This is a genomic window from Agromyces sp. NPDC056389, assembly GCF_042262385.1.
GTDB lineage: Bacteria > Actinomycetota > Actinomycetes > Actinomycetales > Microbacteriaceae > Agromyces.
Genome location: NZ_JBHJPN010000001.1, coordinates 1 through 22509, shown reverse-complemented (window position 1 = coordinate 22509; position 22509 = coordinate 1). Strand labels below are relative to the sequence as shown.

27 protein-coding genes are annotated in these 22509 nt (G+C 70.1%); 9 read left to right on the top strand and 18 right to left on the bottom strand.

The genetic code is table 11. The features are described from left to right. Positions 1-17: 17 nt before the first annotated feature. On the bottom strand, positions 18-3422 hold the full coding sequence (locus tag ACFCVM_RS00135) for a pyruvate carboxylase (protein WP_375832502.1): 3405 nt from the start codon (positions 3420-3422) through the stop codon (positions 18-20). 74 nt (positions 3423-3496) lie between these two features. Between ACFCVM_RS00135 and ACFCVM_RS00130 the strand changes: the two genes are divergently transcribed. Next, on the top strand, positions 3497-4330 hold the full coding sequence (locus ACFCVM_RS00130) for a ParA family protein (protein ID WP_375832500.1): 834 nt from the start codon (positions 3497-3499) through the stop codon (positions 4328-4330). A 72-nt stretch (positions 4331-4402) separates the two neighbouring features. On the opposite strand, the gene ACFCVM_RS00125 is transcribed toward ACFCVM_RS00130, so the two are convergent. The 4 genes from ACFCVM_RS00125 to ACFCVM_RS00110 form a co-directional block, all read right to left on the bottom strand. Beyond that, complete coding sequence (locus tag ACFCVM_RS00125; protein WP_375832498.1) at positions 4403-4957, bottom strand: MerR family transcriptional regulator; 555 nt, start codon at positions 4955-4957, stop codon at positions 4403-4405. A 112-nt stretch (positions 4958-5069) separates the two neighbouring features. Continuing rightward, the gene (locus ACFCVM_RS00120) at positions 5070-5765 is read right to left on the bottom strand and encodes a MerR family transcriptional regulator (RefSeq protein ID WP_375836603.1); all 696 of its coding nucleotides are present in this window, start codon (positions 5763-5765) and stop codon (positions 5070-5072) included. Beyond that, the gene (locus ACFCVM_RS00115) at positions 5762-6280 is read right to left on the bottom strand and encodes an FHA domain-containing protein (RefSeq protein WP_375832496.1); all 519 of its coding nucleotides are present in this window, start codon (positions 6278-6280) and stop codon (positions 5762-5764) included. The genes ACFCVM_RS00120 and ACFCVM_RS00115 overlap by 4 nt, the downstream gene beginning before the upstream one ends. 1 nt (position 6281) lies before the next feature. Next, a complete protein-coding gene (locus ACFCVM_RS00110) occupies positions 6282-6905 on the bottom strand; it encodes a CDP-alcohol phosphatidyltransferase family protein (RefSeq protein ID WP_375832494.1) in 624 nt (207 codons plus the stop codon). Positions 6906-6937: 32 nt separating this feature from the next. Here ACFCVM_RS00110 and ACFCVM_RS00105 point away from each other — a divergent pair, with 32 nt between their 5' ends. After that, on the top strand, positions 6938-7768 hold the full coding sequence (locus ACFCVM_RS00105; protein ID WP_375832492.1) for a DUF1295 domain-containing protein: 831 nt from the start codon (positions 6938-6940) through the stop codon (positions 7766-7768). A gap of 12 nt (positions 7769-7780) precedes the next feature. On the opposite strand, the gene ACFCVM_RS00100 is transcribed toward ACFCVM_RS00105, so the two are convergent. Further along, on the bottom strand, positions 7781-8230 hold the full coding sequence (locus tag ACFCVM_RS00100) for an NUDIX domain-containing protein (RefSeq protein ID WP_375832490.1): 450 nt from the start codon (positions 8228-8230) through the stop codon (positions 7781-7783). Positions 8231-8285: 55 nt separating this feature from the next. Between ACFCVM_RS00100 and ACFCVM_RS00095 the strand changes: the two genes are divergently transcribed. Together ACFCVM_RS00095 and ACFCVM_RS00090 are read left to right on the top strand one after the other, a co-directional pair. Next, complete coding sequence (locus tag ACFCVM_RS00095) at positions 8286-8657, top strand: RNA-binding S4 domain-containing protein (protein WP_375832488.1); 372 nt, start codon at positions 8286-8288, stop codon at positions 8655-8657. A 19-nt stretch (positions 8658-8676) separates the two neighbouring features. Then, positions 8677-8976: a GNAT family N-acetyltransferase gene (locus ACFCVM_RS00090; RefSeq protein WP_375832485.1), complete on the top strand. Its 300-nt coding sequence runs from the start codon at positions 8677-8679 to the stop codon at positions 8974-8976. 153 nt (positions 8977-9129) lie between these two features. Here the strand turns inward: ACFCVM_RS00090 and ACFCVM_RS00085 are convergent, their stop codons facing one another. Beyond that, the gene (locus ACFCVM_RS00085; RefSeq protein WP_332064289.1) at positions 9130-9273 is read right to left on the bottom strand and encodes a hypothetical protein; all 144 of its coding nucleotides are present in this window, start codon (positions 9271-9273) and stop codon (positions 9130-9132) included. 68 nt (positions 9274-9341) lie between these two features. Next, positions 9342-10175, bottom strand: coding sequence for a hypothetical protein (locus tag ACFCVM_RS00080; protein WP_375832483.1), 834 nt, complete (start codon positions 10173-10175; stop codon positions 9342-9344). A 145-nt stretch (positions 10176-10320) separates the two neighbouring features. Here ACFCVM_RS00080 and ACFCVM_RS00075 point away from each other — a divergent pair, with 145 nt between their 5' ends. Beyond that, complete coding sequence (locus tag ACFCVM_RS00075) at positions 10321-10731, top strand: YchJ family protein (protein ID WP_375832481.1); 411 nt, start codon at positions 10321-10323, stop codon at positions 10729-10731. Positions 10732-10756: 25 nt separating this feature from the next. Here the strand turns inward: ACFCVM_RS00075 and ACFCVM_RS00070 are convergent, their stop codons facing one another. Both ACFCVM_RS00070 and ACFCVM_RS00065 read right to left on the bottom strand, forming a co-directional pair. Further along, positions 10757-11221 carry a VOC family protein gene (locus ACFCVM_RS00070; protein WP_375832479.1) on the bottom strand — a complete coding sequence of 155 codons (465 nt, stop codon included), beginning with the start codon at positions 11219-11221 and terminating at the stop codon, positions 10757-10759. Between the two features lie 32 nt (positions 11222-11253). Continuing rightward, positions 11254-11745, bottom strand: coding sequence for a carboxymuconolactone decarboxylase family protein (locus tag ACFCVM_RS00065; protein WP_375832478.1), 492 nt, complete (start codon positions 11743-11745; stop codon positions 11254-11256). A 46-nt stretch (positions 11746-11791) separates the two neighbouring features. Here ACFCVM_RS00065 and ACFCVM_RS00060 point away from each other — a divergent pair, with 46 nt between their 5' ends. Continuing rightward, a complete protein-coding gene (locus ACFCVM_RS00060) occupies positions 11792-13228 on the top strand; it encodes a PLP-dependent aminotransferase family protein (protein ID WP_375832476.1) in 1437 nt (478 codons plus the stop codon). A gap of 33 nt (positions 13229-13261) precedes the next feature. Here the strand turns inward: ACFCVM_RS00060 and ACFCVM_RS00055 are convergent, their stop codons facing one another. Both ACFCVM_RS00055 and ACFCVM_RS00050 read right to left on the bottom strand, forming a co-directional pair. Next, entirely contained in the window at positions 13262-14410 is a 1149-nt protein-coding gene (locus tag ACFCVM_RS00055; RefSeq protein ID WP_375832474.1) for an epoxide hydrolase family protein, read from the bottom strand. Next, entirely contained in the window at positions 14407-15258 is an 852-nt protein-coding gene (locus ACFCVM_RS00050) for an MBL fold metallo-hydrolase (protein ID WP_375832472.1), read from the bottom strand. Before ACFCVM_RS00050 ends, ACFCVM_RS00055 begins: the two co-directional genes overlap by 4 nt. A 160-nt stretch (positions 15259-15418) precedes the next feature. Between ACFCVM_RS00050 and ACFCVM_RS00045 the strand changes: the two genes are divergently transcribed. Beyond that, entirely contained in the window at positions 15419-16147 is a 729-nt protein-coding gene (locus ACFCVM_RS00045; RefSeq protein WP_375836601.1) for a GTP pyrophosphokinase family protein, read from the top strand. Positions 16148-16156: 9 nt separating this feature from the next. On the opposite strand, the gene ACFCVM_RS00040 is transcribed toward ACFCVM_RS00045, so the two are convergent. Next, on the bottom strand, positions 16157-16849 hold the full coding sequence (locus ACFCVM_RS00040) for an ArsR/SmtB family transcription factor (protein WP_375832470.1): 693 nt from the start codon (positions 16847-16849) through the stop codon (positions 16157-16159). A gap of 64 nt (positions 16850-16913) precedes the next feature. On the opposite strand from ACFCVM_RS00040, the gene ACFCVM_RS00035 reads away from it, so the two are divergent. Beyond that, positions 16914-17738, top strand: a complete 825-nt coding sequence (locus ACFCVM_RS00035; protein WP_375832468.1) for a hypothetical protein — start codon at positions 16914-16916, stop codon at positions 17736-17738. After that, complete coding sequence (locus tag ACFCVM_RS00030) at positions 17722-18549, top strand: isocitrate lyase/phosphoenolpyruvate mutase family protein (protein ID WP_375832466.1); 828 nt, start codon at positions 17722-17724, stop codon at positions 18547-18549. The genes ACFCVM_RS00035 and ACFCVM_RS00030 overlap by 17 nt, the downstream gene beginning before the upstream one ends. Position 18550: 1 nt before the next feature. On the opposite strand, the gene ligD is transcribed toward ACFCVM_RS00030, so the two are convergent. From ligD to ACFCVM_RS00005, 5 genes are all read right to left on the bottom strand, one after another. Beyond that, positions 18551-19570: a non-homologous end-joining DNA ligase gene (ligD, locus tag ACFCVM_RS00025; RefSeq protein WP_375832464.1), complete on the bottom strand. Its 1020-nt coding sequence runs from the start codon at positions 19568-19570 to the stop codon at positions 18551-18553. A gap of 73 nt (positions 19571-19643) precedes the next feature. Further along, positions 19644-19934, bottom strand: a complete 291-nt coding sequence (locus ACFCVM_RS00020) for a DUF2277 domain-containing protein (RefSeq protein ID WP_074259289.1) — start codon at positions 19932-19934, stop codon at positions 19644-19646. Positions 19935-19972: 38 nt separating this feature from the next. Then, positions 19973-20758 (bottom strand): lysophospholipid acyltransferase family protein, encoded by a 786-nt coding sequence (locus ACFCVM_RS00015; protein ID WP_375832462.1) that lies wholly within the window; start codon positions 20756-20758, stop codon positions 19973-19975. Positions 20759-20818: 60 nt separating this feature from the next. Beyond that, positions 20819-21325 carry a nitroreductase family deazaflavin-dependent oxidoreductase gene (locus ACFCVM_RS00010; RefSeq protein ID WP_375832460.1) on the bottom strand — a complete coding sequence of 169 codons (507 nt, stop codon included), beginning with the start codon at positions 21323-21325 and terminating at the stop codon, positions 20819-20821. A 31-nt stretch (positions 21326-21356) separates the two neighbouring features. Further along, a complete protein-coding gene (locus tag ACFCVM_RS00005; protein WP_375832458.1) occupies positions 21357-22418 on the bottom strand; it encodes a YihY/virulence factor BrkB family protein in 1062 nt (353 codons plus the stop codon). Between the last annotated feature and the right edge of the window lie 91 nt (positions 22419-22509).

Sequence of the window (22509 nt, the reverse complement as noted above, 5' to 3'; positions counted from 1 at the left end):
GAGCGAGGGTGCATCGCCTAGCGAGGGCGCACCACGACGAGCAGGTCGCCCGCCTCGACCTGCTGCGTCTTGGGGATCGCGACACGCTCGACGACGCCTGCGACCGGCGAGGTGATGGCGGCCTCCATCTTCATCGCCTCGATGGAGGCGACGCTCTGGCCGGCCGCGATCTCGGTGCCCGCTTCGACCTGCAGCGTCACGACGCCGGAGAACGGCGCAGCGATCTGCCCGGGCTGGGAGGCATCCGCCTTCTCGGCCGTGCGGGTCTCGACGACGATGGAGCGGTCGCGGACGAAGACCGGGCGGAGCTGGCCGTTCAGGATCGTCATGACCGTGCGCATGCCCTTGTCGTCGGCCTCGCCGATCGCCTCGAGCCCGGCGTAGAGCCGCACTCCGGTCGCGATCTCGACGACGTGCTCCGCACCCTGCCGGAGTCCGTACAGGTAGTCGGCGGTGTCGACGACCGACAGGTCGCCGAACAGTTCGCGGATCTGCTCGTACTGGCGGGTCGGTGCAGGGAACAGGAGCGCGTTCAGCATCGCACGACGCGTCGTGCTGTCGGCTTCGAGGGCTTCGCGCTGCTCGGCCGTGAGCTCGGTCACACCGATGCGGACGTCTTTGCCTGCGAGCACCTTCGTGCGGAACGGCTCGGGCCACCCGCCGGGCAGGTCGCCCAGCTCACCGGCCATGAAGCCGATGACCGAATCGGGCACGTCGTACTTCTCGGGGTTCGCCGCGAAGTCGTCGGGGTCGGCCTTGACGGCGGCGAGGTGCAGGGCGAGGTCGCCCACGACCTTCGACGACGGCGTGACCTTCGGCACGCGGCCGAGGATGCGGTCGGCCGCGGCGTACATGTCCTCGATGAGCTCGAAGTCGTCGGCGAGGCCGAGGGCGATCGCCTGCTGGCGCAGGTTCGACAGCTGACCACCGGGGATCTCGTGGTGGTACACACGACCAGTCGGGCCCGGCAGGCCCGACTCGAACGGGCGGTACAAGCGGCGCACGGCCTCCCAGTACGGCTCGAGGTCGGAGACGGCGTCGAGCGAGATGCCCGTGTCGCGCTCGGTGTGCGCGAGCGCGGCGACGAGCGACGAGGCGGAGGGCTGGCTCGTGGTGCCCGCCATCGGCGCGCTCGCGACGTCGACGGCGTCGACGCCGGCCCGACTCGCGGCGAGGAGCGTCGCCAGCTGGCCGCCGGCGGTGTCGTGGGTGTGCAGGTGCACGGGAACGTCGAATCGCTCGCGCAGGGCGCTCACGAGCTTCTCAGCAGCCGTGGGCCGCAGGAGACCCGCCATGTCCTTGATCGCGAGCACGTGCGCGCCCGCCCCGACGATCTGATCGGCGAGCCTGAGGTAGTAGTCGAGCGTGTAGAGATCTTCGGCCGGATCGAGCAGATCGCCCGTGTAACACAACGCAACCTCGGCCACCGCATGGCCGGTCGAGAGCACCGAGTCGATCGCCGGTCGCATCTGCGAGACGTCGTTCAGCGCGTCGAAGATGCGGAAGATGTCGACACCCGTCGCAGCCGCCTCGCGCACGAACGCGTCGGTCACCTCGGTCGGGTACGGCGTGTAGCCGACCGTGTTGCGCCCGCGGAGGAGCATCTGGATGTTGATGTTCGGCAGGGCCTCGCGAAGGGCGGCGAGGCGATCCCACGGGTCTTCGCCGAGGAAGCGGAGGGCGACGTCGTACGTCGCGCCGCCCCACGCCTCGACCGAGAGGAGCTCGGGGGTCATGCGCGCGACGTACGGTGCGACGGCAACGAGATCGCGCGTGCGCACTCGGGTCGCGAGCAGCGACTGGTGCGCGTCGCGGAATGTGGTCTCGGTCACGGCGAGCGGCGTCTGGGCGCGGAGCGCCGCCGCGAAGCCGGTCGGGCCGAGCTCGAGGAGGCGCTGGCGCGAGCCTGCCGGAGCCGGAGCCGAGAGGTCGATCACCGGCAGCTTCTCGGCCGGGCTGACGGTCGTCGGAGCCGGTCCGTTCGGCTGGTTCACCGTGACGTCCGCGAGCCAGTTGAGGATCTTGGTGCCGCGGTCCTTCGAGACGCGTCCACGCAGCAGCTGCGGACGCTCATCGATGAACGAGGTGCTGAGGTCGCCGGCGACGAACGCCGGGTCTTCGAGCACGGCCTGCAGGAAGGGGATGTTCGTCGAGACGCCGCGGATGCGGAACTCGGCGAGAGCACGCTTCGCGCGAGCGACCGCGGCCGGGTAGTCGCGGCCGCGGCACGTGAGCTTGGCGAGCATCGAGTCGAAGTGCGGGCTGATCTGGGCGCCCGGGTTGATCGTGCCGCCGTCGAGGCGGATGCCCGCGCCGCCCGGCGACCGGTAGGTCGTGATCTTGCCCGTGTCGGGGCGGAACCCGGCGGTCGGGTCCTCGGTCGTGATGCGGCACTGGAGTGCGGCACCGCGGAGCCGGATCGAATCCTGCTGCAGACCGAGCTCGGCGAGCGACTCCCCCGCGGCGATGCGGATCTGGGAGACGACGAGGTCGACGTCGGTGACCTCTTCGGTGACCGTGTGCTCGACCTGGATGCGCGGGTTCATCTCGATGAACACGTGCTCGCCGGCACGCTCGCCCGCGGTGTCGAGGAGGAACTCGACCGTGCCGGCGTTGACGTACCCGATCGACTTGGCGAACGCGATCGCATCCCGGTAGAGCGACTGGCGCACGTCGTCGGAGAGGTTCGGGGCCGGAGCGATCTCGATGACCTTCTGGTGGCGGCGCTGCACCGAGCAGTCGCGCTCGAAGAGGTGCACGGTCTCTCCCGAGGCGTCGGCGAGCACCTGGACCTCGATGTGACGGGGCCGCAGCACGGCCTGCTCGAGGAACATGGTCGGGTCGCCGAAGGCGCTGTCGGCCTCGCGCATGGCCTCTTCGAGGGCTGCGCGAAGGTCTTCCTTCGCCGCCACGCGACGCATGCCGCGACCGCCGCCGCCGGCGACCGCCTTGGCGAAGATCGGGAAGCCGACCTCGTCGGCCTGGGACACGAGCTCTTCGATGTCGCGCGAGGGCGGCGTCGACTTCAGCACCGGCACGCCGGCGGCGATCGCGTGCTCCTTCGCGGTGACCTTGTTGCCCGCCATCTCGAGCACGCGCTTGGGCGGGCCGATGAAGGTGATGCCCGCGGCTTCAGCCGCCTGCGCGAGTTCGGGGTTCTCGGAGAGGAATCCATAACCCGGGTAGATCGCGTCGGCGCCGGACAGCTGCGCCACGCGGATGATCTCCGCGACGTCGAGGTACGCGCGCACCGGATGACCCGGCTCACCGATCTGGTACGCCTCGTCGGCCTTCAGCCGGTGCAGGGAGTTGCGGTCTTCGAACGGATACACCGCGACCGTCTTCGCACCGAGTTCGACGGCGGCTCGGAACGCTCGAATGGCGATCTCGCCGCGGTTGGCAACCAGGATCTTCGTGAACATGCAGACCTTTCAGACTGGATTCCGCACAGCGAACGTTTAGGTATCGCCCGAGTAGTAAAGGTAACGTATCTGCCGTGCACGTACTCAGCGTCAGTTCTCTGAAGGGCGGTGTCGGGAAGACCACCGTCACCCTCGGACTGGCGTCGGCGGCGTTCGCCCGCGGCGTCCGTACCCTCGTGGTCGACCTCGACCCGCAATCCGACGTCTCGACCGGCATGGACATCCAGGTCGCCGGCCACCTCAACGTCGCAGATGTGCTCGCCTCCCCCAAGGAGAAGATCGTGCGCTCGGCGATCGCGCCGAGCGGATGGGCCCGTTCCAACCCGCAGTCGACGATCGACGTCATGATCGGCAGCCCGTCGGCGATCAACTTCGACGGTCCCCATCCGTCGATCCGCGACATCTGGAAGCTCGAGGAGGCGCTCGCCAATGTCGAGGCCGACTACGAACTCGTGCTCATCGACTGCGCACCGTCGCTGAACGCGCTGACCCGCACTGCGTGGGCCGCGAGCGACCGCGTCGCCGTCGTGACCGAGCCCGGGCTCTTCTCGGTGGCCGCAGCCGACCGCGCGCTCCGAGCGATCGAGGAGATCCGGCGGGGGCTCTCGCCGCGACTCCAGCCGCTCGGCATCATCGTGAACCGTGCGCGCGTGCAGTCGCTCGAACACCAGTTCCGCATCAAGGAGCTGCGCGACATGTTCGGCCCCCTCGTGCTCTCCCCGCAGCTGCCCGAGCGCACCTCGCTGCAGCAGGCGCAGGGCGCCGCGAAGCCCCTGCACATGTGGCCGGGCGAAAGCGCCGAAGAGATGTCGGCGAACTTCGATCAGCTGCTCGAGCGCGTGCTGCGCACGGCCCGCATCGGAGAATTCGCCGGGCTGCCGCTCGAAGCTCCGAGTCCTACCGCCTGATCTGACGTGCCTGCGGGGCGCTCGCGGGCACGCCGATCGTCTCTGGGACCGCTCGGCCGCGCAGAGCGCGACTCAGGAGATCTTGCGCGAGCGCGCGCCGCGTCGCGCGGCGAGTTCGTCCATCGGGTCGGCCGGTTGCGTGCCGATCTCGACGAGCGTCGACTCCACTTCGCGGAGCACCTTGCCCACGGCGATGCCGAACACGCCCTGGCCGCGGTTGACGAGGTCGATGACCTCGTCGTCGGACGTGCAGAGGTAGACGCTCGCACCGTCGCTCATGAGCGTCGTCTGCGCGAGGTCGTCGATGCCGGCCTCGCGGAGCTGCGTCACGGCCGTGCGGATCTGCTGCAGCGAGATGCCGGTGTCGAGCAGTCGCTTGACGAGCTTCAACACGAGGATGTCGCGGAAGCCGTAGAGACGCTGCGAACCGGAGCCCGCTGCACTGCGAACCGTGGGTTCGACGAGTTGCGTGCGGGCCCAGTAGTCGAGCTGGCGATAGCTGATGCCTGCGGCGCGGGCCGCGACCGCGCCCCGATACCCCGTTGCGTCGTCGTGCTCGGGCATGCCGTCGGTGAACAGCAGCCCGAGGTCGTACCGCGAGCGTGGAGTCCGGTCGAGCTCACTCATCCGATTCGCCCCTCACTCTTGCGCCGGCACCCCGTCGGCGCGAGTCCCACGCTACCGAGGGCAGCAGGCTCTGTCGAACACATCCGGCCGAACGTCACGGCGTGTCGCGAGATCATCGCGCGAGTCGACCGAGCGAGGCTCGAACCACGCTCGCGTGCACGGCCTCGAGATGCTCCGCGAGTTCGAGGCCGCGCTCGACGGCCCGGGCCTTGTCGGCGGGATCCGCTCGTCGTGACGGCGTGATCGCACGCTCCACGAGCGCCGCCTCGCGTTCTGCCGCTGCACGCACACCGCGAAGGTGTCGCGGCTCGATGCCGACGGCCCGGAGCGCCACCAGCGAGCGCAGCACGCCGAGGGCCTCATCGCCGTAGTACTCGGCCGCGGGAAGGAGTGACGCCGAGACGGCATCGTCGAGCAAGCCCGCCGTCGCCCTCGCCTCGGCGATGAGCTCGTCACGCCGGAACCTGCGGGCTCCCGCGAGGAACGCCGCAGCGCTCGTGGCGCCGGGCAGCGCCGGAGTCTCACCCGCGTCGATCGCCTCGAGGTGGGTGCGGATGACCTTCAACGGAAGGTAGTGGTCTCGCTGCATGGAGAGCACGACCGTGATGCGCTCGACGTCGGCCGTCGAGAACTTCCGGTATCCGGCCGCGGTGCGTGCCGGTGAGACGAGACGCTGTTCTTCGAGGAACCGCAGCTTCGACGGGGTCAGTTCTGGGAACTCGGGCTGAAGCCGTGCCAGCACCTGACCGATGCCCAGCAGTGGCGCCTGGCCGCTCGCGCGCGTCGACGCAGCGGGAGCCGCCACTATTCGCTCGCCACCGGAGCCAGGTCGCGCCGGGATGCGTAGAAGGTGAGCCGGAACTTGCCGATCTGCACCTCTGCACCATCGCTCAGGAGCGCCGTCTCGATGCGGACTCCGTCGAAGTACGTGCCGTTCAGGGAGCTGAGGTCACGCACCTCGAACGCCGAACGGTGCCGAACGAACTCCGCGTGCCTGCGGGAGACGGTCACGTCGTCGAGGAAGATGTCCGCGTCGGGATGACGACCCACGACGGTCACATCGGTGTCGAGGAGGAACCGGGCACCGCTGTTGGGTCCGCGACGCACGATGAGCAGCGCAGAACCCGAGGGCAGCGCGGCGATCGCCTCCTGCTCTTCAGCCGAGACATCGGCGTCGAGCGCGCTCAGTTGCGCTGCCGCCTCTCGACTGAATCCGATGGTCGTGTCGGTGGCCCCGCCGACCGTAGCGTTCGTCGACGTGGTCGTCGAAGGCTCGCTCCCGGTCTCGGCACCATCGGCCTGAGTGTTGTCGCTATCCGCCACACTAACCTCCCTGTCCCAGCGTATCCGATCGAGGCTCGTCCGCCACCCGCGGAATGCGGATGACGCGAGCGGTCTCGATCGCGTAGATGATGCCCGCCCACCAGTACAGGAACGCACCCCACAGGGTGATCGCCCAGCCGATGGGCTGGCTGACGACGGCGACGGCGGGGAAGGCGAGTCCGAGCATGATCACCGGCAGGCCGAAGAACAGGGCGAAGGTCGCGACCTTGCCGAGTTGATGCACGGGCAACGGCCCGAATCCGTGGTTGGCGAGCACGACGCCCAGCACGAGGAGGAACACGTCACGGGCGACGATGACGATGACGATCCACCACGGCACGAGGCCTTGTGCGGCGAGGCCGACGAGCGCGGCGAAGATGTACAGCCGGTCGGCGGCGGGGTCGAGCAACTGACCGAGACGGGTCACCTGTCCGAGCCTGCGTGCGAGGTACCCGTCGAGCAGGTCGGTGAGGCTCGCGACGACGAGCACGATCAGCGAGACCACGTAGTCGCCGCGCACGATGAAGACCAGGAAGACCGGAACGAGTGCCAGTCGGAGCATGCTGAGGATGTTCGGGATCGTCCAGATCTCCGAACCGACCTCCCCCGAGCGTTCCCCAGCCACGGTCCGATCCTATCGATCCGTAGAATGCCGCCATGGGTCCGCTCATCGTGTGTCTCGTCATCTGCGCCGCGATCACGCTCGCGACATGGATCGCCTCGCTCGCCACTCGCGAGTACTCGTGGGTCGATCGCATCTGGTCGATCGCGCCGATCGTCTACGTGTGGGTGTTCGCCGTCTCGTCGGGGTTCGCCGGCCGGCTCGTGCTCATGGCGGTGCTGGTCTCGGCATGGGGCATCCGCCTGACCTTCAATTTCGCACGCAAGGGCGGGTACCGCCCCGGCGGCGAGGACTACCGCTGGGCGGTGCTGCGCGGCCGGATGTCGCGTGCCGGGTTCGCCGCGTTCAACCTGCTCTTCATCTCGATCTACCAGAACGCGGTGATCCTGCTGTTCTGCCTCCCGGCCGCGACGGTGTTCACCGCCGGAGTGGTGCCGCTCGGCACGGCCGACGTGGTACTCGCCGTGCTGTTCCTCGCGCTGCTCGCCGGTGAGACGGCCGCCGACCAGCAGCAATGGGCGTTCCACCGGTGGAAGGCCGCCGAGCGAGCCGCGGGCCGCACCCCGCAACCGGAGTTCCTGCGGACCGGGCTCTTCCGTTTCTCACGGCACCCCAACTTCTTCTTCGAGCAGGCCCAGTGGTGGGTCTTCTACGGATTCGCCGTGGCGGCGACCGGCGTCTGGCTGCACTGGACCATCGCGGGAGCAGTGCTGCTCACGACACTCTTCATCGGTTCGACGATCTTCACGGAGTCGATCACGCGAGCGAAGTACCCCGACTACGACGACTACCGCGCGCGCACCTCGCCGATCGTGCCCTGGTTTCCGCGGCGGGCGATGACCCCGGCCGATGAGCGCACCGGCTGACGCGGGCGCGCCTCAGAGACGAACGGCGAGTCCGGACCAGGCTTCGGCGAATCGCGGATGCAGCGGCAACTCGGTGACCCGGTCGATCGCGATCCACCGCAGTTCGATGCTCTCAGGGTCGCTGACGACGGGAGCGAACCGCGCTGCGACATCGGCGACGACGGTCGTGTACGACCAGTAGCCGAGGTCGAGCACCGTGCTGAACCGCACCTCGAGGAGCGCCGGAGGCACGCCCGCCTCTTCGCCGGCCTCACGGACGGCGGCCTCCACGGCGCTCTCGTGCTCGTGTCGCGCACCCCCCGGCATGCCCCAGGTGCCGCCGAAATGGCTCCACAGCGCCCGATGCTGCAGCAGCACCTCGCGCTCGGGATTGACGACCAGCAGGCCGGCAGCTCCGTACCTGCCCCAGTACTTCGCGCCATCGGGGCCCACGACCCATTCGTCGCCGCTCGCTCCGCTCATGAGACCAGCATGCCGCACGAACATCCCGTGCCGGTGCGGCGCGTAGGCTGTCGACATGAACGGCGAGTCCCCCGTGCGCGTCGATGCCTGGCTCTGGGCGGTGCGGCAGTTCAAGACGCGATCCGCGGCCACGGCGGCATGCCGGGCCGGGCATGTGCGAGTGAACGGCGAACGCGCGAAGGCGGCGCAGTCGGTGCGTCCCGGCGACGAGGTCCGCGTGCGCGTCGACGGGTTCGACCGAATGCTCGTCGTGCGGCAGACGCTCGTGAAGCGGGTCTCGGCGACCGTTGCCGCGACGGCGGTCGACGACCGCACGCCTCCCCCGCCGCCGCGCGAGACGGTGGCCGTCGTCGCGACCCGCGACCGGGGCGCAGGGCGCCCGACGAAACGGGAACGGCGCGACCTCGAGCGCCTTCGCGGGCGCTGATCGCACACGGCGTAGCCTGATGGTCGTGCACACCGAACTGAGCCACGAACCCGACGCCCGCCGATACGTCCTGCGGGTCGACGGCGACATCGCGAGCGTGCTCGACTACCGGGAGCTCGGCGACTCGGTCGCGTTCACTCGCACGTTCACGAACCCGCCGTACCGGGGCAGCGGCCTGGCCGGCGAGCTCGTCGAGTTCGCGGTCGACGATGTCGAAGCGAACTCGACGAGGCGCATCGTGCCGAGCTGCTGGTACGTGGGCGAGTGGTTCGACCGCCATCCCGATCGAGCCGGCCTGCTCGACCCGCGCACCGTCTGACCCGAGGTAGACGCCCTGACCCGAGGTAGACGCCGTCGCAGTTCGAACGGATACCGGTCGACGGCACTCGAGCGCCGTCCACGGCATCCGTCCGAACGTTCGCGACGTCGGTGCTGCGAGGGGACCCGCCCCGCGCTCGCCTTTCTCAGCGACTCAGCGCTTGCGATGCGTCGCTTCGGTCACCGCGTCACTGTTCGACCGGTTCTCGACCTTGGCCTTCTTGTCGGCGCGCTTCTCTTTGAGGGTCTTGCTTGCAGCCGTCTTGGACGACGACTTCTTCGGCGACTTGTCTGACATGGATGACGCCCTTTGATCGGAGGCCTGGGCGGCCCCGTGCCGGCAACCCTACGCGAGATACCCGGGGCTCAGTACCAGTTCATCGACTGCGAGTGCGACCACGCGCTGCAGGGCGTGCCGTAGCCGCGCGCGATGTAGTCGAGCCCCCAGCTGATCTGCGTTGCCGCGTTGGTCTGCCAGTCGGAGCCGGCCGAGGCCATCTTGCTGCCCGGCAGCGACTGCGGGATGCCGGTGGCACCGCTCGACGCGTTGTAGGCGGTGTACGACCAGCCCGACTCCTTCTGCCACAGCTGGTTCAGGCACTGGAACTGCGATTCGTTCCAGCCGTACTTCGACGCTGCGAGAGCACGGGCGGTGGCTCGCGCGCCGTCGGGAGTGTTCGCCTGAGCGAGTGCAGCGGCTGCCGCGGCGGCCTGCTCGGCCTGCACGCGGTCGAACTCCGCGGCCGCGGCCTCGGCCCTCGCCGTTTCGGCGCGCGTCTGCTTGGTCAGGTCCACGATCGAATCGATCGGGAGTCGCTCGTACTCGCCGAGCGACGCGACGGATGCCGCGAGGCCGCTGGCGTCGACCTTGCCGTCGACTGCGGCGAGCGTGGCATTGGCGACCGTGAGCGTGTCCTCCGCGCTGTGGCGCGTGCGGGCCTCGGCGATCGTGGAGTAGGCGCCGAGCTGTTCCGAATGGACGCCGGTCGATTCGGCGAGTGCGGTCGTGGCGTCGATGCTGGCCTGCGTGCTGATCGCCGACTGCACGGTGAATCCGGTGCCGACGACGAGGCCGGCGGCGATGACGGCGCCGGCGGCGATCAGCCGCTTGCGTCCGATGCGGCGCTTGCGGATGCTGCGGCGAGGGTGTCGTTCTTCGGGGGCGGTTTCGGTTTCGGGCGTGGTGATGTCGTTGCGCATAGATTCTGGGTTGCTCGGATCAGGTTGGGGGACGCCCCCGAGCGAGGGCAGAAGTCAGACACTCTGCCCCGAGTTTCTGAAGGGTTCCTCATTTCTTCCTGTGCAGACCATGAAGACGGCTCCCTGAGCCGTGGATACTGGGAGGATGCCCAGCAACACTCCGCAGCACCGACCCGCCGACGCCGACCGGTGTCCCTGTCGGAGCGGGAGCACGTTCGGCGAGTGCTGCGGCCCGCTGCTCGCGCGCACCGTCGAGGCTCCGACCGCAGTGCAGCTCATGCGTTCGCGGTACACGGCCTTCGCGGTCGGCGACGCCGAGTACCTCCGAGCGACGTGGCATCCCGAAACGCGACCGGCCGATCTCGACCTCGACGATGAGACGACGTGGCTCGCCCTGGAGATCGTGGCGACCGAGCGCGGCGGCCCGTTCGATCGCGACGGCGAGGTCGAGTTCCGCGCCACGCACCGTTCGGCCGACGAGCGCGGAGTCCTGCACGAGCGGAGCCGGTTCCTCCGCGAGAACGGCCGATGGTTCTACGTCGACGGCGACGTCTGAGCGCCCACGCTCAGTCGCGCCCGCCTCAGTCGCGCTCGGCTTCCGTGCTGAATCCGTCGCGCAGCGCGCGTTCCTCGGACCCCTCGAGTTCTTCGAAGACCGTGATCTGGAGCCCTGCCGGCGCATCGAGACGTGAGTTGAGCGAGCGCCACGGCGTCTCGACCGGTTCGGCGACGACGGCTGCGCCGGCCTCTGCGAGGCGCCGAGTGGTGCCCGCGCCATCCGTCACCTCGAAGGCGAGCCGGATGCGCTGGCTCGGGCGGCCGTCGGCCTCGAGCTCGTCGATCACGCGCTTGTGGGTCGGATTCGCGATCTCGAGTGTCGCCCTCCCGGCCTCGAGGATCGTCACCCGATCGTCGTCGCCCTCGGCGTACGCCATCAGCTCGGGCATGCCGAGCGCATCGCGGTAGAACGCCACCGCCCGTTCGTAATCCTCCGCCTCGATCACCACGCGGAGTTGCAGGACCGGTGAGTGCGCGGCATCCGTCATGACTGCATCATCCCAGATGGGGGCGCTCCCGGTCAGGACGCGTCGCGGGCGACGGGCCAGCACCGCGTCGTCACTCCGATCGCATCCCACACGTTGATGGCGATGATGAGCGAGACGAGCGCAGCCGTGCGCTCCTCGCCGAAGACGGAGATCGTTGCGGCGAGGTCCTCCTCCGGCACGTGGGTCTCCGAGAGTCGGGTGATCGACTCGGTGAGGTGGAGGGCGGCCCGTTCGGCCGCGGTGAACAGCCCCGAGTCTCGCCACACGGCGACGGCGTGCAGCTTCTGCTCGGTGACCCCGGCGGTGCGCGCATCCTTCGAGTGCATGTCGACGCAGTAGACGCATCCGTTGATCTGCGAGGCGCGGAGCCGCACCATCTCGCGAAGCTGCGTGTCGAAGCCGACCCGGTCGAGTTCGGCGGTGGCGGCATGATCGAGCGAGGCGACGGCGCGGGAGAAGCGCGGAACGATCGCGTCGAAGTCGAGGCGGACGGGGATGTCGACGAGTGCATCGGTGATGGTCATGGTTCGACGGTACGAGACGAGCGGCCCACTGCTACAGTCCAATTCCATGGGAGATTCCTGGGCCATTCCCGGTCTCGATCTGCATCTCGATCTCGACCGGCGCCGGAAGGCGGCATCCCTTGAAGAGGGGCTGCGCGCTGCGGTGCGCGACGGGCGGCTCGAGGCGCGCACCCGGCTGCCCGCGAGTCGCACCCTCGCCGCCGACCTCGACATCGCCCGCAACGTCGTCGCAGAGGTCTACGGCGGTCTCGTCGCCGAAGGGTGGCTGGAGGCCCGCGTCGGCGCCGGCACCTGGGTCGCCGAGCGTCCCGGAGCCGGAACGGCGGTGTCGAGCGTCGAGACGCCGCCGAGTCCGCCGTGGGCGGGCCTCGACCTGCGTGGCGGCATTCCGGATGCCTCGTCGTTCCCCCGCCGCGAATGGGCGGCGTCGGCGCGGCGCGCGGCACTGGATCTCCCGGCGTCCGCATTCGGGTACGGCCCGCCCGAGGGCTCCCTCGCCCTGCGCTCCACACTCGCCGAGTACCTCGCTCGCACCCGGGGCGTCTGGGGCGATCGCGCTCGCATCGCCGTCACCCGAGGGTTCGGCGCCGCCCTGGCGACGGTCGCGCGCGCACTCGTGGCCCAGGGCGCACGGCGGATCGCCGTCGAGGAATACGGTCACGAGGAGCATCGGGGCATCCTCCGCACCGCCGGCCTCGAAGTGGTGCCGCTCGCCGTCGACGAGGACGGCGCCGTCGTCGGCGGGTTGGGCGGCCTCTCCGTCGATGCTGTGCTCCTCACTCCGGCGCACCAGTTCCCGACCGGTGTCGCGCTCTCCGCATCGCGACGGCTCGAGGTCATCGCCTGGGCGGAGCGCACCGGCGCCCTCATCGTCGAAGACGACTACGACGGCGAGTTCCGCTACGACCGTCGGGCGATCGGCGCGCTGCAATCGATCGCCCCCGACCTGGTCGTCTACCTCGGCACGGCGTCGAAGAGCCTCGCCCCGGCCGTCGGCCTCGGGTGGGCCGTGGTGCCCGAGCGCCTGGCCACGGAGTTCGCCGCGCAGCTCGTCGCGGTGAACGGCATCGCCGACGTGTTGAACCAGTCGACGCTCGACGCCTTCATGAAGGCGCACGAGTACGACCGGACCGTGCGCCGTCGTCGCGCCGAGTATCGCTCACGCCGCGAGTTCCTCGAGGTTCGCGTCGCGGCAGAACTCCACGGATGCCGGGTGAGCGGGATGCGTGCCGGCCTGCACTGCCTCATCGAGATGCCGGCCGGCCTCGACGAACGCGGTATCTCGGCCGCTGCCCTGCAGCTCGGCGTTCGGCTCGACGGACTCGGCTCCTTCCGGCTCGGCGTTCCCGCGGCACCTCGGGCGCCTGCGATGGTCGTCGGCTACGGAGCACCGGCGCCGCACCGCTTCGAAGCGGCCGTCGACCGTGCGATCGCCGCGATCCGTGCGGAGCTCGAGCGGTCGACCGCGACCGATCGCCCCTGACAGCGACCGCGTCCGAGGTCGCGCGCGGTGGCGTCAGCTCGCGTGCGGACGGGCGTGCTCGTCGAAGAACGCCGCGAGATGACCGGCGAGCAGTTCGGGCTCCTCGTGAGCCATGAAGTGACCGCCGACCGTCGCCGGATGCCACACCCTGATGTCGCTGCAGGCGCGTTCGGCGATGCTCTTCGGGACGTCCCGGATGATCGCCTCGGCACTGAGCGTGAAACCGGCCGGCACGGTGATCACGGGTCTCGGCGCGTTCGCCGGGAAGTCGAAGTACTGGCGGAACGAGGTGCCGATCGAACCGGTCGACCAGTACAGGGTCGCGAGGGTGAGGAGCGTCTCGCGATCGAACCGGCGCTCGAGGTCGCCGCCGGCGTCGCTCCAGTCGCGCAGCTTGTCGATGATCCAGGCGAGCAGCCCCGCCGGCGAATCGATGAGCGCCGCCCCGATCGTGTCGGGCCGCGTGCCCATGATGGCGCTGTACCCCTGATCGCCCTCGTCGAACTCGGCTTCGGCCTCGAGCACCGCACGCTCCGCAGGCGTCAGCGGCTCCGTGAACGCCGCAGGGAACGGCGGATGGATCATGTACAGCCCGAGCACCCGGTCGGGATGCTTCGCGGCGATCCATGCGGCCACGGTGCCACCGATGTCGCCGCCGAAGACGCCGAACTTCGCCTCGCCGACGAGCTGCAGCATCAGCTCGGACATCAGGTCGGCCATGATCTCCCGCGTCAATGGGGCTTCGGGCAACTCCGAGAAGAGGAAGCCGGGCATCGACGGGATCACGAGGTCGAATCGGAGGCCGCGCGACTCGCCGGCGGCGTGGAGCGCACGAATGAGCGGCAGCATCTCGAGAAAACTCGACGGCCAGCCGTGCATGACGAGCAGCGGGATGGGCTCGCCGTCGGCCGCACCGGCGCTCGCCCGAACGAAGTGCAGCCGGGTGCCCTGCACCAGTGCCAGTCGGTGGTCGAGCCGGTTCAGGCTCCTCTCGACCGCACGCCAGTCGAAGGTCTCCGCCCACTCGGTGACGAGGCCCGCGAGAGCACCGGGATCGACCCCGCCGGCCCATGGGCGGCTGCTGCTGGCATGGATGAACCTCGTGCGACGCAGTCGGTCGCGCAGGTCGACGAGCTCGGCGTCGGGGAGGTGGATCGTGAACGGATCGCCTGCTGTGGTCATGCCCGTGCCTCCCGCTGCGCGTCGAGTGCATGATAGGCGCGTTCGACGGCGCCGCCGAGCGCCTCGACGGGGATGGACCAGTCGTCGTGGGAGCCCAGGGCTTCGTCCGGAGTCAGCCCCGACGCATGCGCCGCACGGAACCGATCGGCGATGAGTCCCAGCTGCGTCGCCTGCCGCTCCACGAATGCTCGGTCGACGACTCGGCCGTGGCCGGGCACCACGCGATCAGTCGGCCGCATGGCGGCGGCGAGGTCGACGAGCACCCCGGGCCACTCGAGCGGATAGCTGCCCGACCCGTACATCACGGGCCCCGACTCCTCGATGAGGTCGCCGAGGATCCAGACGCGCTCGTCGGGCACGAAGAGCACGAGGTCGGTGTCGGTGTGCGCCGGCGACTGCGGTCGGAGTTCGACCACGCGGTCGCCCAGATTCAGCATGTGCGGCTCGACGAGCGGATGCGTCGGGGGTGTCAGCACCACGTCGTCCCACTGCCGATCGGGCTCGCGGCTCGGATCCGCACGCCAGGCCACGAGACGCGGCCCCTCGAACTCATCGAAATGGGCGACGATGTTCGCATGGCCGTAGATCGCGGCATCCGTCGCCGTTCCGGGCCCGAAGACCTGGTTGCCGAAGGTGTGGTCGAAGTGCGCGTGCGTGTTCACGACCCAGCGCACCGGGCGGTCGAACCGTGCCGCGATGTCGTCGGCGAGCTCCTCGGCCTCGCTCGGCTGCACACGAGTGTCGACGAGGAGCAACCCGTCGGAACCCTCGATCACGACGATCGAGATGTCGAAGGGGTCGTACCGGCGCTGGTGAACGCCTCGAGCCACGGTGCGCCATGCTTCCATGCCTCGAGCGTAGCGACGCGCCGGCGCCTGAACGCTGCGCCTGGGGCGAACGCGGCGCAGATCGGGCGCAGATCAAAGGAAATGCAGAGCTTCGCGTCGTAGCGTGGCATCCGTGACCCCGCTCGACGGCACCCCGCCCACCCGGCACTCGACTCCGCCCATGCTCACGGCGCGCGCGCAGCGCACGCTCGAGACCATCGACGGCCAGACACTCGATGAGATGCGCGCCCTCCGCGACGAGACCGAGCGCTTCATGCTGCGATACAAGTTCGGCATGGACGAGGTGATCACGAAGCTCTCGATCCTGCGCGAGGAGTTCAATCAGACGCACGACTACAACCCGATCGAGCACATCTCGAGCCGGTTGAAGAGCCTCGACAGCGTCGTCGAGAAGATGCAGCGCAAGGGCATCGACCCGACGTTCGACACCATCCGCGAGACGATCACCGACATCGCCGGCGTGCGCGTGACGTGCAGCTTCGTCTCCGACGCCTACCGCATCTTCGAGTTGCTGACCGCGCAGCGGGACATCAAGGTGCTGCGGGTGAAGGACTACATCGAGGAGCCGAAGTCCAACGGCTACCAGAGCCTCCACGTCATCGTCGAGGTGCCGGTGTTCCTCTCGACCGGGGCGCACCCGGTCGCCGTCGAGGTGCAGATCCGCACGATCGCAATGGACTTCTGGGCGAGCCTCGAGCACAAGATCTACTACAAGTACGACCGTCAGGTGCCGCAGGAACTGCTCGATGGGCTGACGGATGCCGCGCACACCGCCGCAGAGCTCGACGCGCGCATGGAACGGCTGCACCGCGAAGTGCACGGGGCGCCTCGGTCGCCCATCGGCGCCGACGTGCATCCCGTCGCCGGGCGGCCGGGCAACGCCGTCTGATCGCGCCGTTCAGCCGCGAGCGAGTGCGGCGAACTCCCGCGACCCGTTCTCGGTGACCCGCAGCGAGCGATCGCCCCGGCGACGCTCCACCCAGCCTTCGGCGATCATGCGTTCGAGCAGGTGAGCGCCGAGCCGCCCGGCGACGTGCGGGCGGCGCTCGGTCCAATCGAGGCATCCGCGCAGCGCCGGCCGCCGCGACGAACCGATGACGCCGACACCCTCGGCGATGCCGAGCCGGCGCGCGAGCGGCGCACCGGGGTCGAGCACGCCACCGGGCTCTCCTGCGACGAGCGGCGCGATCGCCCCCTCTCGCACGAGCGCGTCGGCGAGGTCGAGCGCGAGCCGCCCCGCGAAGTGGTCGTAGCACGAGCGTGCGAGGGCCAGCCGCTCCGCTGAGGCGGACTGCGCGTACGACGAGACCGTGCGGCGGGGCGCGATCAGCTGCAGCGCCTCGACGGCGTTCGCCACGTCGGCGCCCGCGAGCGTGAAGTAGCGGTGCCGCCCGAGCTTGCGATGGGTCACGAGGCCGCCGGCGAGCAGCTGCGCGAGATGCGTGCTCGCGGTCGAGGCGCTCACCCCTGCGACGGACGCCAGCTCGCTCGCGGGCAGCGACCTGCCGTCGAGGAGCGCCACGAGCATCGCGGCACGGGCGGGCTCTCCCATGAGTCGGGCGGGTTCGGCGAGATCGGCGTCTCCGTGCATGCCTCCACGATACGTCGGTGACACTTCGCCCGGCATCGAAGCGTCGTGGGCATAGCGTCGAATCATGATCGAGATCATCGAACGGGCCGAGGTCGAACGCATCCTCGGCGACCCCGCATCGCACGTTCCCGAGGCCGCCGTGCCGCCGGGCGCCTCGGCATCGCCGCTGACACGGTTCCGCGCCGACGTCTCGCGCTTCGTGAACGGCGCCGCGCACGACGCCCGGCGAGCGCGTCTCGACGATCTGCTCGACGGCGTCGATCCGGCCGCCCTCGCCGGTGCGGCCCGTGTGCGAGCACGTGCGGGCACTCCCACCTGGCACATCCCCGTCGAAGTGCTCGCAGAGGCCATCGGCTTCGACGACGTCGACGGGCTGCCGCTGCTGGCGGCGACGGTGGCGGCCGCCTACCCCACCGGCGAGTCATCCGACCGCGATGCAGCGGATGCCGCCGTCTCCGCGCTGCTCGACGCGTCCGGCTCCACCGACCCCGGCGAGCGGGCGCTCCGCGTACAGCTCCTGGTGCAGGCGCACACGGCGACCACGACGCTCGTCGAGCGCGCCCTCGCCCTCGCCCGCTCGCAGGATCCCGCCGTGTCGACTCGGACGTTGCTGGAGTCCGTGCTCCGCGACGACTCCCCCGTGCCCGTCACGCGGCGACTGGTCCCAGCTCGATTCGGCGGTGACGAGTCACTCGTCACCCTCCGCCTCGACGGCCCCGACCGCGAGGCGACCGACGACCGCCCGGCCCGGATCCTCGCGTTCGGCGCCGGCCACCGAGCCTGCCCGGCACCCCACCATGCCCTGGCCATCGCCGCCGCGATCGTCGAGGCGATGCGCGCCGGCGGGCGCCGAGACGAGGAGATCCCCCGTGATGCTGACCACCACTGAGTTCCGCGCCCTCCATCGACCCGGTTCACCGGTGCTGCTGCCGAACGCGTGGGATCTCGCGTCCGCGCGATGGCTCGCCGCCGCCGGCCACCGTGCGATCGGCACCACGAGCCTCGGGATCGCCGTCGACGCCGGCAAGCGCGACGGCGCCGGCGAGATCGCCGCCGAGTCCCTCGCACTTGCGAGAGCGGCTGCGGCACACGGCATCGCACTCAGCGTCGACCTCGAGGCCGGCTTCTCGGACGACCCCGACGAGGTGGGCCGCTACGTCGGAGAACTCGCTGCGATCGGCTGCGTCGGCGTGAACATCGAGGACTCGACCGAGCACGGCGACCTGGTCGACCCCGAGCACGCCGCGGCGAAGGTCGCTGCGATCTCGGCAGCGGCACCCGGGCTCTACCTGAACGCCCGCACCGACGGGTACTGGGTCGCGAGCGAGCGCGATGCCGCAGATCGCTTCGACGACGCGGTGGCCCGTGCCCGGCGATATCTGGCGGCCGGGGCATCCGGTGTCTTCGTGCCGGGTGCCCTCGAGACGGCGACCGTCTCAGACCTCGTCCGCGCGATCGAGGCCCCGCTCAACGTGCTCGTACAGGCGGACGTGCCGCTCTCGCGGCTCGCCGAACTCGGCGTCGCACGGGTGAGCACTGGCTCGCTGCTCTTCCGCACCGCGCTCGGATCGATCACCGCAGCCGTCGAGGCGCTCGTCGCCGATGCCGAGACGTCGAGTGGACCGCCCGGCACGCCGCCAGGGGCGCCCACTGCCCCGTCGTACGCCGCGATCGCGGGGCTGCCCCTCGCACCACGCTGACTCAGGGTTGCTGCTTGGCCCGGCTCGGCTGCACGCGCATCGGTTCGCCCGGCATCTTCGGGAAGTCGGGCGGGAAGGGCAGTTCGCCGAGACCGTCGTCGAGATCGCGCTGCCACCATTCGAGGAGCGTGTCGATGCGGCCGGGTGCGTCGTGCATGCCGTGCCACGGATCGCCGACCCGTCGGAGTCGATCGGGCACGGTGCGCACCGTGTGGTCGCCCGGATCGGTCGAATCGAGTTCGTCCCACTCCAACGGGCACGACACCGATGCCTTGGGCAGGGGGCGCGGGCAGTACGCGCCCGCCATCGTGCGGTCGCGGTTCGCCTGGTTGTAGTCGATGAAGATGCGGTCGCCGCGCTCCTCCTTCCACCAGTTGGTGGTCACCTCGTCGGGCATGCGCCGTTCGAGCTCTCGCCCGAGGGCGATCACGGCGTGACGCACGTCGAGGAACTCGTGTTCGGCCTCGATCGGCGCGAAGACGTGGATGCCGCGACTGCCCGAGCTCTTCACGAATGCCGTGAGCCCGACCTCGCCGAGCAGCTTCCGGAGCTCCACGGCGACGGGCACCGCCTCGGCGAAGCCCGTGCCGGGCTGCGGGTCGAGGTCGATGCGCAATTGGTCGGGGTTGTCGGGGTTCTCGGCCCGCGACGCCCACGGGTGGAAGACGATCGTGTTCATCTGCGCGGCCCAGACCGCCGCGGCCGGCTCGTCGATGACGAGCTGCGGATGCGTGCGCCCGCTGGGGTAGGTGACCGGCACCGATCGCACCCACTCGGGCGCCCCCTTCGGCGGGTTCTTCGAGAAGAACTGCTCGCCGTCGACGCCGCCCGGGAATCGCTGCAGCGAAACCGGTCGGTCGCCGTTCGCCTCGACGAACGGCTCGCCCACGGCGATGAAGTACTCGGCGAGCTCGAGCTTCGTGATGCCGGCCTCGGGCCAGATCACCCGCGACGGACTCGAGATCCGCACGTCGCGATCGCCGTGCGGACCAGGGACGGAGAGAGTGACGGCGTCGGCCATGCAGGCGACGCTACTCCCCTCGCACGTGTGACGTCACGCGGGCTGCGACACGACTACGCGGCACCGCGGCGCGTCACGCGATCTGCGCGGTCGCCTGCGTCGCGTATCGGCGCGCCGCCCGCTCCCTGGCCTTGGCGGCCTCCTCCTCGCGGTTCTTCGGCGGCGCGGCGGTCACGAGGTCGTCGAGCAGGTGGCGGGTCACATGCGCGATCTCGGCCACTGCGCGGTCGAACGCCTCGGCGTTGGCCTTCGAGGGTTTCGTCGAACCGCTCACCTTGCGCACGAACTGCAGCGCCGCGGCGTGCACCTCGTCGTCGGTGGTCGCCGGCTCGAAATTGTGGAGGGTGTGGATGTTCCTGCACATGCCCCGAGCTTAACCCGCAGCGTCGAGGATGTCTCGGCTCAGTGCCGCTCGTCGCGTGCAGCCCGGGCCGCCTCGCGGGCGGCATCACGTGCCGCGTCGGCAGCTGCCGCCGCTTCGGGCGTCGGTGCCGTGCCGCCGAGCGAGCGCGGCTGCCACCACTTGCCGGTGCCGTCGACCGGGTACTCGGCCTGCAGTCGATCGACCATGCGCTGCAGCGTCGCACGGAGCCGCTCGGTGACGGTGTGCGGGTCTTCATCGGCACCGACGGCGATCGGCTCGCCGAACGCGAAGCTCACCGGCACCCCGAATCGCTCGAAGAACCGGACCTTGTGCCCCTTGGTCATGAGGCGATGGCCGCCCCAGACGGCGACCGGGATGATCGGCACGCCGGCCTCGGCCGCGAGACGGGCCGCGCCGGTCTTGAGCTCGCGCACGGTGAAGGACGCGCTGACACCCGCCTCGGGGAAGACGCCGAGGAGCTCGCCGTCGCGCAGCGCGGTGACCGCTTTCGCGTAGGCGGCGGCACCGGCCTTCATGTCGACCGGGATGTGCTTCATGCTGCGGAGCATCGATCCGACGATCGGCTTGTCGAACACGCCCTGCTTCGCCATGAAGCGGATGCGACGGCGGTTGGCGAGCCAGGTCGCCCACTCGACGAGGGCGAACTCGAAGTAGCCGAAGTGCGTCATGGCGACCACGGCGCCGCCCGTCGTCGGCACGTGCTCGGCACCGGCCACGCTGCGCTTCAGGCCCCAGAAGCCGAACAGCGCGCGCCCCGCGACGATCGCCGTGCTGTAGATCGGGTCACTGGGGCGTCGCGTCATGTTCCCAGCGTACGGCGTGGCGCTGAGCGCAGCCTGCGCTCGCGCGATCCTACTGACGCGTCACATCGACGCGTGATGCGCGCCGGCGACCGGCTGCAGTCGGAAGAGCCGCACGACCCGGCCCGACTCCCGTTCGTATGCGCGGTATCCCGGCCACTGCGCCTCGATGAGCGCCCACGCGGCGTCGCGCTCGTCGTCGGCGATGCGGCTCGCGCGCACCGGCATCCGTCTGCCTCGCACCGTGATCGCCGCCTCGGGATGCGCGAGCAGGTTGTACGTCCAGCCGGGATGACGGTCTCGGGCGAAGCTCGTGCCAGCGACGATCGCGCGGCCGTGCCCGTCGGGCGTGTACATGAGCGCCGAGTCCCGGGGCTCGCCCGATTTCGCGCCCGTGGTGTGGAGGACGAGCGACGGCACGAGCAATGCGCTGAGCTGCACCCGCCCGCCGGACACCGCGGCGACGACCCGCTCGATCGGCGGGAGGAGTCGCGGAGCGCACCAGCGGAAGAGTCGGGTCCGGGTCAGCGGCGAGACCACGGAGCGGACGAGATGCAGCACGGTCGGCATCCACCCATTGTGTCGTGCCGGGAGGTCCACGTCACGAGCCCGCGGCGCGCTCCTTCTCGACCGCCTCGCGCGCGGCGACGAGTTCGGCCGCGGCATCCGTCGCCCGTCGCTCGGCTCGCTGCATGCGGCGGATGGCCATCGTCGGGGCGCCGTACCGGGCACTCACGCGATCGTGCTCGTCGTCGACACCGGTCACGATGTAGGCCCCGGCGATGAGGATGACCTGGCTCGAGAGGTTCAGCCAGATGAGCAGCGCGATGAGCGAGCCGAACGAGGCGAGCAGCGGGTTGCTCGTCGCGCCGCCCACGAAGAGTCCGGAGAGCACCTGCAGCACCGAGAGTCCGACGGCGCCGAGCAGTGCTCCGCTCCAGAGCGATCTGGCGCTCGGACGCATGCCCGAGAGCACGCGGAACATGACCGCGATGAGCAGGGCGTCGATCAGGTAGGTCACCGCGATCGTGATGATCCGGGACGACGCGTCGAAGACCGCGTCGTGGCTCGAGATGCCGAGCCAGCCGAGCATCGTGCCGAGTGCCGACGTGCTGAAGACCGTGACCGCGGCCGCCGCGGCGAATGCGGCGCCGAACCCGATCGCGAGGAGCAGGTCGCGGAGCATGACCCAGATGAAGAAGGTCTGGTCGTCGGGCTGCGATCCGAGCCGGCGGAAGGCGGTGCGGAGCGATCCGATCGCACCGATCGCGGCGCCCACGAGGCCCACGAGGGCGAGCACGCCGGCGATGCTGAGCGTCAGCGGCTGCACGACGTCTCCGGGCGCGATCAACCCGCCCTCGCCGAACAGTCCGGGAATCGCCGCATCGACCGTCTCGACGATCGCGTCGAGCGCGTCGGGATTGCCCGAGAGCCAGATCCCGGCGATCGCGAAGCCGAGGAACACGCCCGCGAAGATCGAGAAGAGCACGCGGTAGGTCACGCTGTCGGCGAGCATCGCGCCATGGCGCTCGAGGTAGAGCAGGAACGCCCGCACCGGCTTCAGCGCAAGGGCCCAGGCCGTCGCCCGAGTGCCGAACGCGACCAACCCGGCGAACGGCTTCCGCTTCGCAGGCACTCGGTCGTCTCCCCCGTGCTCGCTCATGCCGTCAGGCTATCGAGCCGCGGATGCCTCGCGCAGGTGGTTGACACGGAGGTACGGAAACGGCGACGACACCGGGCGCGGGGCCCGGTGT

Bases quoted from the DNA above. Each gene is read 5' to 3' on its own strand.
- ACFCVM_RS00135 (WP_375832502.1), bottom strand. From the start codon at position 3,422: ATGTTCACGAAGATCCTGGTTGCCAACCGCGGCGAGATCGCCATTCGA.
- ACFCVM_RS00125 (WP_375832498.1), bottom strand. From the start codon at position 4,957: ATGAGTGAGCTCGACCGGACTCCACGCTCGCGGTACGACCTCGGGCTG.
- ACFCVM_RS00105 (WP_375832492.1), top strand. From the start codon at position 6,938: ATGGGTCCGCTCATCGTGTGTCTCGTCATCTGCGCCGCGATCACGCTC.
- ACFCVM_RS00100 (WP_375832490.1), bottom strand. From the start codon at position 8,230: ATGAGCGGAGCGAGCGGCGACGAATGGGTCGTGGGCCCCGATGGCGCG.
- ACFCVM_RS00095 (WP_375832488.1), top strand. From the start codon at position 8,286: ATGAACGGCGAGTCCCCCGTGCGCGTCGATGCCTGGCTCTGGGCGGTG.
- ACFCVM_RS00090 (WP_375832485.1), top strand. From the start codon at position 8,677: ATGGTCGTGCACACCGAACTGAGCCACGAACCCGACGCCCGCCGATAC.
- ACFCVM_RS00085 (WP_332064289.1), bottom strand. From the start codon at position 9,273: ATGTCAGACAAGTCGCCGAAGAAGTCGTCGTCCAAGACGGCTGCAAGC.
- ACFCVM_RS00080 (WP_375832483.1), bottom strand. From the start codon at position 10,175: ATGCGCAACGACATCACCACGCCCGAAACCGAAACCGCCCCCGAAGAA.
- ACFCVM_RS00075 (WP_375832481.1), top strand. From the start codon at position 10,321: ATGCCCAGCAACACTCCGCAGCACCGACCCGCCGACGCCGACCGGTGT.
- ACFCVM_RS00070 (WP_375832479.1), bottom strand. From the start codon at position 11,221: ATGACGGATGCCGCGCACTCACCGGTCCTGCAACTCCGCGTGGTGATC.
- ACFCVM_RS00065 (WP_375832478.1), bottom strand. From the start codon at position 11,745: ATGACCATCACCGATGCACTCGTCGACATCCCCGTCCGCCTCGACTTC.
- ACFCVM_RS00060 (WP_375832476.1), top strand. From the start codon at position 11,792: ATGGGAGATTCCTGGGCCATTCCCGGTCTCGATCTGCATCTCGATCTC.
- ACFCVM_RS00055 (WP_375832474.1), bottom strand. From the start codon at position 14,410: ATGACCACAGCAGGCGATCCGTTCACGATCCACCTCCCCGACGCCGAG.
- ACFCVM_RS00050 (WP_375832472.1), bottom strand. From the start codon at position 15,258: ATGGAAGCATGGCGCACCGTGGCTCGAGGCGTTCACCAGCGCCGGTAC.
- ACFCVM_RS00045 (WP_375836601.1), top strand. From the start codon at position 15,419: ATGCTCACGGCGCGCGCGCAGCGCACGCTCGAGACCATCGACGGCCAG.
- ACFCVM_RS00040 (WP_375832470.1), bottom strand. From the start codon at position 16,849: ATGCACGGAGACGCCGATCTCGCCGAACCCGCCCGACTCATGGGAGAG.
- ACFCVM_RS00035 (WP_375832468.1), top strand. From the start codon at position 16,914: ATGATCGAGATCATCGAACGGGCCGAGGTCGAACGCATCCTCGGCGAC.
- ACFCVM_RS00030 (WP_375832466.1), top strand. From the start codon at position 17,722: ATGCTGACCACCACTGAGTTCCGCGCCCTCCATCGACCCGGTTCACCG.
- ligD (WP_375832464.1), bottom strand. From the start codon at position 19,570: ATGGCCGACGCCGTCACTCTCTCCGTCCCTGGTCCGCACGGCGATCGC.
- ACFCVM_RS00020 (WP_074259289.1), bottom strand. From the start codon at position 19,934: ATGTGCAGGAACATCCACACCCTCCACAATTTCGAGCCGGCGACCACC.
- ACFCVM_RS00015 (WP_375832462.1), bottom strand. From the start codon at position 20,758: ATGACGCGACGCCCCAGTGACCCGATCTACAGCACGGCGATCGTCGCG.
- ACFCVM_RS00010 (WP_375832460.1), bottom strand. From the start codon at position 21,325: ATGCCGACCGTGCTGCATCTCGTCCGCTCCGTGGTCTCGCCGCTGACC.
- ACFCVM_RS00005 (WP_375832458.1), bottom strand. From the start codon at position 22,418: ATGAGCGAGCACGGGGGAGACGACCGAGTGCCTGCGAAGCGGAAGCCG.